The sequence below is a fragment of the Agrobacterium sp. Azo12 genome, assembly GCF_029193765.2.
Classification (GTDB): domain Bacteria; phylum Pseudomonadota; class Alphaproteobacteria; order Rhizobiales; family Rhizobiaceae; genus Agrobacterium.
On record NZ_JARFYO020000002.1, the window covers coordinates 284,590 to 295,010 of the forward strand.

13 protein-coding genes and 1 pseudogene are annotated in these 10,421 nt (G+C 53.9%); 9 read left to right on the forward strand and 5 right to left on the reverse strand.

All coding sequences use genetic code 11. The features are described 5' to 3' along the window. Positions 1–56 precede the first annotated feature (56 nt). Together PYL13_RS17800 and PYL13_RS17805 are read left to right on the forward strand one after the other, a co-directional pair. Positions 57–527, forward strand: a complete 471-nt coding sequence (locus tag PYL13_RS17800; protein ID WP_275642536.1) for an Hsp20 family protein — start codon at positions 57–59, stop codon at positions 525–527. Between the two features lie 117 nt (positions 528–644). Continuing rightward, positions 645–941 (forward strand): DUF982 domain-containing protein, encoded by a 297-nt coding sequence (locus PYL13_RS17805; protein WP_275642537.1) that lies wholly within the window; start codon positions 645–647, stop codon positions 939–941. 28 nt (positions 942–969) lie between these two features. Here PYL13_RS17805 and PYL13_RS17810 read toward each other — a convergent pair whose 3' ends face one another. Continuing rightward, complete coding sequence (locus tag PYL13_RS17810; protein ID WP_275642538.1) at positions 970–1,467, reverse strand: GXWXG domain-containing protein; 498 nt, start codon at positions 1,465–1,467, stop codon at positions 970–972. Positions 1,468–1,474: 7 nt separating this feature from the next. Then, positions 1,475–4,135: a DNA ligase D gene (ligD, locus tag PYL13_RS17815; protein ID WP_275642539.1), complete on the reverse strand. Its 2,661-nt coding sequence runs from the start codon at positions 4,133–4,135 to the stop codon at positions 1,475–1,477. Between the two features lie 94 nt (positions 4,136–4,229). Here ligD and PYL13_RS17820 point away from each other — a divergent pair. Further along, positions 4,230–4,400 (forward strand): annotated as a pseudogene (locus tag PYL13_RS17820) (Ku protein); the annotation flags it as partial. A 375-nt stretch (positions 4,401–4,775) separates the two neighbouring features. Here the strand turns inward: PYL13_RS17820 and PYL13_RS17825 are convergent. After that, positions 4,776–5,153 carry a response regulator gene (locus tag PYL13_RS17825; RefSeq protein ID WP_275642540.1) on the reverse strand — a complete coding sequence of 126 codons (378 nt, stop codon included), beginning with the start codon at positions 5,151–5,153 and terminating at the stop codon, positions 4,776–4,778. A 344-nt stretch (positions 5,154–5,497) separates the two neighbouring features. Between PYL13_RS17825 and PYL13_RS17830 the strand changes: the two genes are divergently transcribed. The 3 genes from PYL13_RS17830 (at position 5,498) to PYL13_RS17840 (ending at position 8,121) form a co-directional block, all read left to right on the forward strand. Further along, entirely contained in the window at positions 5,498–6,313 is an 816-nt protein-coding gene (locus PYL13_RS17830; RefSeq protein WP_275642541.1) for a DUF2243 domain-containing protein, read from the forward strand. 426 nt (positions 6,314–6,739) lie between these two features. Continuing rightward, positions 6,740–7,663: an SDR family NAD(P)-dependent oxidoreductase gene (locus PYL13_RS17835; RefSeq protein WP_275642542.1), complete on the forward strand. Its 924-nt coding sequence runs from the start codon at positions 6,740–6,742 to the stop codon at positions 7,661–7,663. A gap of 53 nt (positions 7,664–7,716) precedes the next feature. After that, on the forward strand, positions 7,717–8,121 hold the full coding sequence (locus PYL13_RS17840) for a PAS domain-containing protein (RefSeq protein ID WP_275642543.1): 405 nt from the start codon (positions 7,717–7,719) through the stop codon (positions 8,119–8,121). 23 nt (positions 8,122–8,144) lie between these two features. On the opposite strand, the gene PYL13_RS17845 is transcribed toward PYL13_RS17840, so the two are convergent. After that, a complete protein-coding gene (locus PYL13_RS17845) occupies positions 8,145–8,453 on the reverse strand; it encodes an ArsR/SmtB family transcription factor (protein WP_275642544.1) in 309 nt (102 codons plus the stop codon). A 397-nt stretch (positions 8,454–8,850) separates the two neighbouring features. Here PYL13_RS17845 and PYL13_RS26975 point away from each other — a divergent pair, with 397 nt between their 5' ends. Further along, entirely contained in the window at positions 8,851–9,024 is a 174-nt protein-coding gene (locus PYL13_RS26975) for a hypothetical protein (RefSeq protein ID WP_368077698.1), read from the forward strand. 37 nt (positions 9,025–9,061) lie between these two features. Next, a complete protein-coding gene (locus PYL13_RS17850; protein ID WP_275642545.1) occupies positions 9,062–9,274 on the forward strand; it encodes a hypothetical protein in 213 nt (70 codons plus the stop codon). 301 nt (positions 9,275–9,575) lie between these two features. On the opposite strand, the gene PYL13_RS17855 is transcribed toward PYL13_RS17850, so the two are convergent. Then, positions 9,576–9,836 carry a helix-turn-helix domain-containing protein gene (locus PYL13_RS17855; RefSeq protein WP_275642546.1) on the reverse strand — a complete coding sequence of 87 codons (261 nt, stop codon included), beginning with the start codon at positions 9,834–9,836 and terminating at the stop codon, positions 9,576–9,578. A gap of 287 nt (positions 9,837–10,123) precedes the next feature. Between PYL13_RS17855 and PYL13_RS27065 the strand changes: the two genes are divergently transcribed. Further along, a complete protein-coding gene (locus PYL13_RS27065) occupies positions 10,124–10,387 on the forward strand; it encodes a DUF6894 family protein (RefSeq protein WP_441296673.1) in 264 nt (87 codons plus the stop codon). The last annotated feature ends 34 nt before the right edge of the window (positions 10,388–10,421 follow it).

The following is a 10,421-nucleotide window of genomic DNA, read 5'->3' on the forward strand; positions in this document are numbered from 1 at the left end:
CCGAGGACGCGAGTTTCCGCGTCTCCATTCCATCTCGCTTTACGGAGGATTTGGCTATGAGAACTGAACTTGATTTTGCACCTCTCTATCGCTCCAGCGTCGGCTTCGACCGCGTGTTCAATCTTTTGACCAACGCGCAGCGTCTACAGGCAGTTGACCCTTGGCCTCCTTATGACATCGTCAAAACGAGTGACGACGATTACCGTATCGAAATGGCGGTCGCGGGCTTCGGCGAAGCCGATCTCGACATCATGCAGGAGCGCAACGTACTGGTTGTAAAAGGCCAAAGGGCCGAGGACAGAGACGGCGAATATCTCCATCGCGGCATTGCCGGTCGTCCTTTTGAGCGCCGTTTTGAACTTGCCGACCATGTGAAGGTAGAAGAAGCCACTTTGGTGAATGGACTTCTACGCATTGCATTGCGGCGAGAGATTCCCGAAGCCCTGAAACCGCGCAAAATCACGATCGGCCAGACTGGTAATCAGGCAGCCCCGCTACAAATCGAAGCGGAACGACAGGTCGCATAAGGCGTCCGACATGAAGACGCGGCTTGTAAGAACTTGAACATAAGCGGGAAGCGGACCACGCTTCCCGCCTTCATCTCTCATACAGACACAATCGGGGCAGATGGAAAGGAGAAGCCGATGAAACCCGATATGTTCGAGGAACCCGTCACCATTCTTTTGGGTCTAGGCATGCCAACAAAAGTCAGATCGGTCATGCATGCCTACCAGATACTCTTGGATTGGCGAAACCCTGCCGATCTTGAGCGCGAGCTAGCGGTCAAAGCGTGCAAGACTGCGATCAAGGGGGAAATCGATGCGCAGACCGCACGAGCCGTTTTTTTGGCCTTTGCCGAGCGGCATGATCTCTTTGCGCCGGACGTTGACAGTCTGGTGGCGCAGAGTAAAAAGCGCAACAGCGACCCCCATATTCGTTGAGCGAATTATGACAAGTGCGTTGCGGGGCTCACCCCTCTTCAACGCGCTTCAGTTCAAAGAAATAAAAGCGGTCGTCGCCGTTAATCACCATTGTTCCCATGACGTGACCGTCGCCGATCTTGCGGAAATGATCGACGATGGGCTGCTTGTCGTAGATCATCGCAGCACTCATTACCCCCTGAAATGGCTGCGATTCTAACGACGCTACGGAGCCTCTGGCTCGCATCCAAGGCAGCAGATAGGGAAATAGGTTGCTTAAAGCTTGTGCTCTTCCGAGCCTGTGGATACGAAGTGCAAAACGGAGCGGTACCCACGCGGGGTCTATAGGTATCAAGCATTTTTGCCCTGCACGAAACAACAGCGCATCGGCGCGCATCTCAGCCGAGAACCGTTTGCCAAACCACCCAAGATTTTCCAGCACGCCGTCTAAGGGGTGTCCGGATGGAATACCCCTGCCCTTCCACAAGCCGATCATCTCCTGCAAATCGACAGGTGGAAGCTGCCGAAACCGCTCCATCTGGTTCATAGTACTCTCACGCAGACACGTTTCGAGATTTCACCAACCGTTTGATGGCTTGTTCCAGTGGTCTCTGCCCATCGCAGTAGTCCTGCCACGCGGTGCCATTTTCTAGCAGGTCAGGCACAGTGCGGATTGTAAATCGCTTGGGATCCAAATCGGTCTTTACTTGGCTCCAGTTCAGGGGCATCGACACGGTTGCGCCGGGGCGCGCGCGGGGCGATAAAGGAGCGACCGCTGTCGCCATCCTGTCGTTGCGCAGATAATCCAGGAATATGCGACCTTCCCGTTGGTTCTTGGCCATCTTGATCAGGTAAAGATCCGGATTGTCTCGTGCCATATCCTGGCAAACGTCATGAGCAAAACCTTTCGCCAAGTCCCAGCTCAGCTTTTTGCCCTTCGGCACGGCCAAGGGGGTGACGACATGAAGGCCTTTACCACCAGTCGTCTTGCAGAAGCTAACGAGCCCCAGGTCTTGCAACCGATCGCGAATTTCCCGCGCAGCTTCGACGACTGCAGAAAATTCCACATCCGGACCTGGATCGAGGTCGAACACCAACCGACCCGGCACTTCCGGCTGGTTGGGCTCGCAGTTCCAGGGATGTAGCTCGACGCCACCAATCTGCGCGACGGCAGCCAGCCCTTCGACTCGGTCGATCTGTAGATACGGCTTTTTGTCGCCGAAGACGGTGACGAGTTCCAGCAGGTTGGATGTTCCCGGCATGGCATGGCGCTGGAAGAACTGTTCGCCAGCAATCCCATCCGGCGTGCGGATGATCGAGCAAGGTCGGCCCTTGATATGGTTGATCAGCCAGGATCCAACAGCCTCGTGATATCGGGCCAGATCGAGTTTGGTCACCGGCTCGTTGTCGCCAGCATCCGGCCAGAGCGGCTTGTCCGGGCTTGAGACCATCACACCCATCACCTCTACCTTCGCCCCCTTGCGCAAGCGTTTAGGCGGTGACTTGGCGGCCTCAGGATCAGGCAGTTCGTTTTCAACCGGAGACGCCGGTGTTTCGGCCTCAACCTCGTCGGCCGACTTGTATTCTCTCAGGCCCTTAAAAGCCGCCTGCCGAACCTGGCCATCTCCCGTCCAGCCTGCAAATTCTATCTCCGCCACGAGTTCTGGTTTAAGCCAAACGATATCGGAGGAGTTCTTAGGCGCACCGATGCCTGTGAACGGCGACTTCGATGCCTCCATCGCCTTCAGCTTTGGCAGAAGCGTCTCAACGACCTTCGCGCCGTAACCCGTACCCACACGGCCAACATAAACGAAATGGTTATTACGATTGACACCCACGAGTAGCGAGCGGAACTTGCCATTGGTCTTTGCATAGGCGCCGATGACAACTTCATGGCCGGCCCGGCATTTCGATTTCGCCCAGGTCTTCGTGCGGCCTGATCGATAGGGCGCATCAGCCTGTTTTGAAACGATGCCTTCCAGTGATAGACGACACGCAGATTTCAGCACCGCATCGCCACCGGACTCAAAATGCTCGACAAATCGAAGTCGGGGGTTGTCTCCGGCGTCCGATAGTAGCGTCTGCAGTCTATCCTTGCGTTCGGTCAGAGGCAGCTCCCGAACGTCTTCACTTCCGACGAAAAGCAGATCGAAAGCGAAAAAGACGAGGTCGTCCGTCTTGCCTTCCGACAGGGACGCCTGCAGCGCGGCGAAGTCAGGTGCACCATTTTCGTCGAGGGCGCAAATCTCACCATCGATGATGCAGTTGGGCAGAGTGGAAGAGGACTGAGCAATTGCGGACCATTTTTTCGTCCAGTCCAATCCCTTGCGGGTCTTCAGGGTGACCTCACGGTTTTCGACGCGCATCTGGATGCGATAGCCATCGAACTTGATCTCATGTATCCAGCCGCTTGCGGTTGGCGGCCGCGCCAGGGTTTCGCAAAGCTGCGGCGCGATAAAGTCAGGCATATACGCAGCTTTTGAGGTAGCCGACCTCTTCGCTGATTTGGTGGCTGTCTTCTTTGTCCCCGCCTTGCGCTCGTCGGCGGCAAGTGCGTGATTGCTGTCCCAGACGGCGTTGGCTTCCACAGCACCACTTTCAAGCATGAATGACTTCGGCTTTTTGCCTTTGCCAGATGCGATAGCCTCCATCGTCCGGCCGGACGCCACCGAGGTATCGTTTTCCTCAAGCACGGCGGCACCATTTTCCTCGACGGAGAACTCGTCATGGTGCTTGATCAGCAGCCAGTTGGTGCGTTTGCCGCCGTCGCGATCATGCCGCATGCGGACGAGCACAAAACTGCCATGCAGACGATTACCCTCAAGCGTGAATTTGAAGTCACCTCTGGCCAGCGCCTCTTCCGGTGTCTTTTTCCCTTCGGGCTCCCAGTAGCCGCGATCCCACAACATCACCGTGCCGCCTCCATATTGGCCTTTCAGGATCGTGCCTTCAAAGTCACCGTAGTCGAGAGGGTGATCTTCAACTTCAACCGCGAGTCGTTTGTCGCCCGGATCAAGAGACGGCCCTTTTGTAACCGCCCAGGACTTGAATACTCCGTCCAGTTCTAGTCGAAGATCGTAGTGCAGCCGCGTCGCGTCATGTTTCTGGATCACGAACCGCCGACGATTGGACGGCTTGACCTGCGCCTCTCCGGTCGGTTCCTGCGTCTGCTTGAAATCGCGCTTCGCCCGGTATTTAGAGAGATTGTCGGCCATGGGTAATTCTCCTTTTCCGTCTGTACAAACGCCATGAGCGCCCTCGTGGTTTCGCCAGCAACGGAACTAAGTGGGCGGCATCGCAGTTTCACGCATGACTGTGCGCCCATACTGGAGAGGCTATCTCAAACTGTCGCTGGTCACGTGCCCTGTCGCTATGACACCGGCGACATCCGGATCCGAAAAGGTCCGTTTCCACACACTCAAAAGAGCCACCGGCAACCGGGTGGTTTCCCAGTACATCGACAGCGTCACGGGCAAACCGGGAGCGCTGGCGCCTCATGAAGCCGGTAATGGCCGTTTGTCATGGAATGGACCGGATTATCCATTAGAACCACCCCAAGCGATCGGCCTTTCTTTGGGACTGCATGAACTGGCGACGAATGCAGCAAAATATGGTGCGCTTTCAGGTGACGAGGCAGTGTCAAAATCACTTGGACTGTTGAAACCGATGGGAGCTTTGAACTCCACTGGACGGAGCAGGATGGCCCGCTGGTGCGGGAGCCGTCAGCGACGGGGTTTGGCTCTCGCCTGATCCGTCGCATGATCGGCCCGTACTTTACCGGCGAGACCACCCTGGAGTTTCCGCCAAAAGGTGTTCGCTTTCGTTTGATCGGTAAACTTCCTCTCAAGTCGAACACTATCGACCCGTGAGACAGTTCACCGCGCCAATGATCCGCTTATATTCATGCGGTTTTTGGAAGAAAAGTGTTCGAGATGGCAGCCGATCTTGGACTAGTCGAGCAAGACCCGAGGTGATGATAACGCCAATGGTCGGCCACTCATCGTGGATCGTCTTAGAAAGCATAAGACCGTCAATGGAACCAGGCATATGGACGTCAGTGAAAACGACATCGATGTCATCCCGCTCCCGAAGAATAGCTACGGCTTGATCACCGGACGACGCCTCAACCAATTCAAAACCGGCATCTGAAAGGGCATCAACTGCATCCATGCGGATCAGGCCCTCATCTTCGACGACTAGTACAACCGTTTTTTTTTCGTGCAATGTACCCATAGCTCACCTTCCACTGCACTTAACCCCTTTTTCGTAACTGAGTTCCCGGGGGCCGCGATCAATAGTGCCTGATCTGCCAGTAGCGGATGGCGTATGCATCTATGGCGGTTTGGACCAATAGACCTTTTCGGTTAGCCGTCCCTTAATTATGGAAATGGCGACACCGTGAAATATGTTGGTGGTGTTGTTCCCGCTCGAGAGACGGATGATCGTTTCGCCACACTGGTTTGACGGCTAACAGGGATGTCTCAACGAAATGCTATCCGCAGAATAGGATCCAAGAGGCTTGGAACAATCAAGTGTAGAGGGGGTTCGGAGAGAATTGCCAACCGAAAGGTAACCCGATGTCCACGAGAGAGCCAAGCGCACAGAGCCCAAACCATCGTTGGCTTTCCTATAACGCGGGCGCTTTCTTAATTGGGCTCTCGTTCGGCGGTTTTTTCGATGGAATCCTTTTTCACCAGATACTGCAATGGCACGGCTTACTGAGTTCCGTTGATCGTCCCGGGTTTGGCGACCTCCGCTTTCGGGTGATGATGGATGGTATCTTCCATGCTGGAATGTACATAGTGGCAGTTTCTGGAATTTATCTTTTTTGGATCGGCTTGAGGTCGCATCCAGAAGGCAACATCCACCCCCCCGGGGCTATGATGTTAACAGGGTTTGGCGCTTGGCACGTGCTTGATGCAATAATCAATCACTGGCTACTTGGTTTACACCACATCAAAGAAGATCAGTATTGGCTCTTATGGGACATCATGGTCTTTATCGCCGGGGTGATCTGCATGTCCATCGCCATCGTTGTCTACCGCACTCAAACCAAAGTTCGGATGCGTAAGCGGTCCCGTCCGATAGTTATGGTCTTACTTGCAACATCGGTCGCTGGCGGGGCTGCTGCCATGCCTTTTGGGTACGGTGATAACGTCATCGTTGCTTTCGACCGCGGGAGCTCCGAAGCAAGCCAAATGGCTGCTGTCTCCTCCGTGGATGGCCGCCTTGTTTGGAATGACAACGAAAACGCTGTGTGGATTATAGAAGTGCCATCCAAGTTCAAGGCACTAACACTTTACGGCAAAGGCGCCCTGATACTTGGTGGCACACTGGCCGGCGCGGGATGCTTTTCCACCTCACCTCCTGCCATGCTCGAACCCTGGGTGTGAAAAAAAAGGAGGAATGTTTCAGTGTTGGGACGGTTGATCTGTGGCAATTCTCACCGTCGCCTCTGAACGGAATCGGCCCCGCCAAATTTGCGCGTACATTGTGCGAAACATATGATTAAGAGCTGGACAGCAGTTGGGACCCGTCAGCCATCGCTTGAGAGTAAACAGGTCTTTGGAACACATTTCCCGTGGAGAAGTTAGGTCTCTGCCAAGCTAATGTGTCCCACCGCATAGCTGGCACCCGTTGGAAATTTTAGCGCGTCTCAAAAGAGACGCGCTTTTTTTTGCGTTACATACCGAAATCGGTTGGGAACTCTCATCGCATGATTGCAGACACTCTTTGCTTTGAATCGATGACCCAGACGGAACAAATGGAACCCTGTGCTCCCCTCAGTCTTCTCTGTGAGGAAACAATGGAGATCCAATATGAGCGCTCGTCCTGATAAATTAGGTGACCTTGTCGTCGTCGTTGTCGGCGCCTCAAGTGGCTTTGGACGCGGAAGCGCCATTAAGCTTGCGGCGGAAGGCTCGTCGGTTGTCATCGCTGCACGGCGTAAACACATGCTGGACGAGATCGTGTCTGAGATTGAAAGCGGAGGCGGAAGCGCCCTTGCTGTCGAGGCCGATGTCACTGACCCGGCGCAAGTTTCAGAAATTGCCAAGTCGGCCATTAATCAGTTCGGACGGATCGATGTCTGGATAAACAACGTTGGGGTCGGAGCCATTGGATACTTTTGGGATATTCCCATCGAAGACCACTCTCGCCTCATCGACGTCAACCTGAAGGGGCTGATCTACGGGACGCACGTCGCGCTTGATCAGTTCATAATCCAAGGCTACGGCACGCTGATCAATACAGGGTCAATTGACAGTGAAGTACCTCTGGCTCTTCAGAATACCTACGCAGCCACGAAAGCTGGCGTCCTCAGTTTAAGCCGCACACTCAATGAAGAGTTGCGGCTTGCGAAGATGGAGGACATCAAGGTCGGGACGATCATGCCTTGGGCGGTCGACACGCCATGGTGGACCCATGCAGCTAACTATACTGGCCATGAACCCCGTATGGCGATGATGGACGATCCTGAAATCGTCGTAGATGCAATCGTGAGATCGTGTCTCCGTCCCAAAGAAGAGCGTCCTGTTGGATGGAAGGCGAAAGCCTCTGATATGTCCCATCATTTGATACCAGACCTTACGGAGCGGTTGTCGGCAAATATCGCCAAGAAAGAATCCGATCGCGGCGATCCAAGGTCGTTTCATACAGGGGCCATACATGAACCAATGCTCGACGGCATGGGGATGGATGGCGGGATCAGAGCCCGTATGAAACGTGAAGATGCTAACGATTAAAGGTCTCTGTCGCAGTTACCCATAACCTAACGAGGGCATAACGCGGAGTTGCGATGGATAGCTTTGAGACAACATTTCATGCCGAAGTAGAGGATGACGACCCGGCTGAGATTGGTTTTTTTACCTGGGATCTTTCGGAAAACAGTTTGCGCGCCGATGCCGCCCTAGCAGCTTTGTTTGGTCTGGACGCGGAAGACGCGGCAAATGGTCTTCCGATTGAAGTTTATCTAAAACGGGTGCATCCGGAAGATCGTCCAAGCCTTGCAAAAACTATAAGAGACAGCATCATTGCCAATAGGCCGCAACAGCAAACCTATCGCGTGTGCAACCCGTCCAATGAGTACACGCTTGTGACGGGCTACGGACGCGGCTTCCGTGATCGAAACGGTGACACCGTAACATATGTCGGAATTGTTATACCCGCCCTATCATCTGGTGAAGCTTTCCGCCCCCATTAACATTATGTACGGCGAACTGGTTATTAACAGGCTTCTTCAATTTCAGCCGGAGGATGAAATCCCAGTTCTTCCAAGGTTTTCAACATACGGCACACACCTGGATGCTCGGTCGAATAGTAGATTGTTTGCGCCTGGCGGCGAGCGGTGACAAAATTGGCGGCCTTCAACTTTGCAAGATGTTGTGACAGGGCGGACTGACTTAATCCAACTTGTTCCGCCAAATCGCCTACGGCGGTCTCTCGGCCAGCGATAAAACGCAGGATTTGCAGACGTTTTTCGTTGGCCAAGGCGCCCAGCAGCCTTGCGCGATCATTGAAACCGGACTCTATCACGGCGTTCCTTCCTCGGTGGATGCATTAGGCGCAGCTTATGCGCTTTGCTAGGCGATTAATAGCCTCTTTCACATGTAAGTCACTGTTGGGAGGAACAAAGAAAGCTGCCGTTAGTTCGAGACGCAAAAGCTATGTCAAGCGGTTGAACTTAGCTCTTAACGCATGAGCTAAAAATGAAAAGCGCATCCGATTCCGAGTAGGGATGTTGAATGAACGTTTTCAGCTACGGTACCTTGAAACGAGGGTTCGCTCTCCAGGAGAAAGGGCTTAACACCGCGCGATTTCAGGGCGAGGTCGTTACCGCTGTGCCTTACCCACTCTTCATCGCGGTTTTTCGGGCCGATGATGTTGGATCAACCTGGACAGGGCCCTGCATGTCCGCGGCGAATTGTTTAAGGTGACCGAAGAGTGTCTTCCTAAGTTGGATGGCTTGGAAGACGTTGGTCAGAAAAGCAGTTACCGTGGCACAGTGCCTGTGAAAGGCTTCCAAGAAGGTGAGCTAACAGCAATCTGTTATTTCAAGACTGAAACGTGGCTTAATCCCCTGCATTCCCTTTGTCTTGGTGACTAACGAGATCGACGTTTTATTCCGCCGTGGGAGCGATGAAATGAGCCACCTTATTGAAATCTTCTTGCCTTCAAATGTTGACGACGCGCAGCGCAAGATCGAGCAAGTCGAAAGGGAGCTCGTCGCACGGTTCGGTGGAGCAACCCTACATGTCAACTCACCTGCGCAAGGGCTTTGGTACGGAGGCTCTGGTGTCGAACACGACAAAATCATCGTGGCAGAGGTTATGGTGGAGGAACTAGATCGTGAATGATGGGTCTCTTACCGCACGAGCCTGGAGCGCAGCTTCAATGGATGAAATTTTAGTTCGCGCGACACCGGTGTGCCGCCTGTAGACGTCCTGACCGATCGGGGACGCCCGATAACCGTGTAAAACGATTGGTAAGCACTTGGTACGGCCGTCAACCGGAGCCTGCGTTTGCCAAGCCACTTCGAACACTAGATGAATCCGTTGAGTTATCCCGGACTCTTGTGGCCTGCTCTCCTAAACTTCTCCCTACTACAGACAGATTTTTCGGTCGGGCTACGATAATTCGTGGAACAGACAAAACCGTTTAGCACGACTCTGCCAACCGGAAGTTAGCGCCAAGAAGTCGCTGGTATTCGGCTTCCGCAAGTCCGTACAGTGGGCCGGAAAGTTTTATGAGATCCGGTCGGTTTCGAAGGACGATGCTTCCGCGCTTGCAGGTAATCATACCCTCACCTTCCAGTATGTGTAGCGCGTCGATTATGGTCGAGCGCCGGACATCCAGAACAAATGCCAAAGCGTCATGCGTTACACGAAGCTCGTCGCCATCGAGCCGGTCAAAATACATTAGTAGCCACTTGCGAGACGCGCTTCAACGCCCCGTCGTGCGGAAGGATGTCTGAAGATGTAGCAAGCAATTGAGTGACTCAAGACGGACTCGTTCAAGATTGAGTGCGATCTCGGCGGAAACGTGAGGCGCAAGTCGATCTAGGAGAATATTTCCGTAGGGTTGTGACACTGGTTCCTCGAAAAGTTCCTTGATTTCAGCATGGTGCCGTTAACGTATCTACGAGAATTCATAAATCAAGGAACCGTTCCGCAATTATGTGGTTCGGGTTGGCAAAAGGAAAGAAGATGCCCCGCTACTATCTTCACCATCGCCGCAACGCGCACACGATCATACATGATCCCGAGGGGGCCGAATTTGCGAGCCTCGAAGATGCTCGCCTTGAGGCAGTGGCCGCTGCCCGAGAATTACTGGCGAGACAAGTAATCGAGGGACGAGTGCAGGAAGGCCAAGTAATCGAGATTGCAGCGAGTGAAGGAACCGTGTTGATGACGGTGCCTTTTACGGCCGCCGTTCGGGTGGAGAAAGCCGACCCTCCGTGTTGCGAGTAGGGCCCTGTTACTGACCTTGGGACAGAAAATCCAT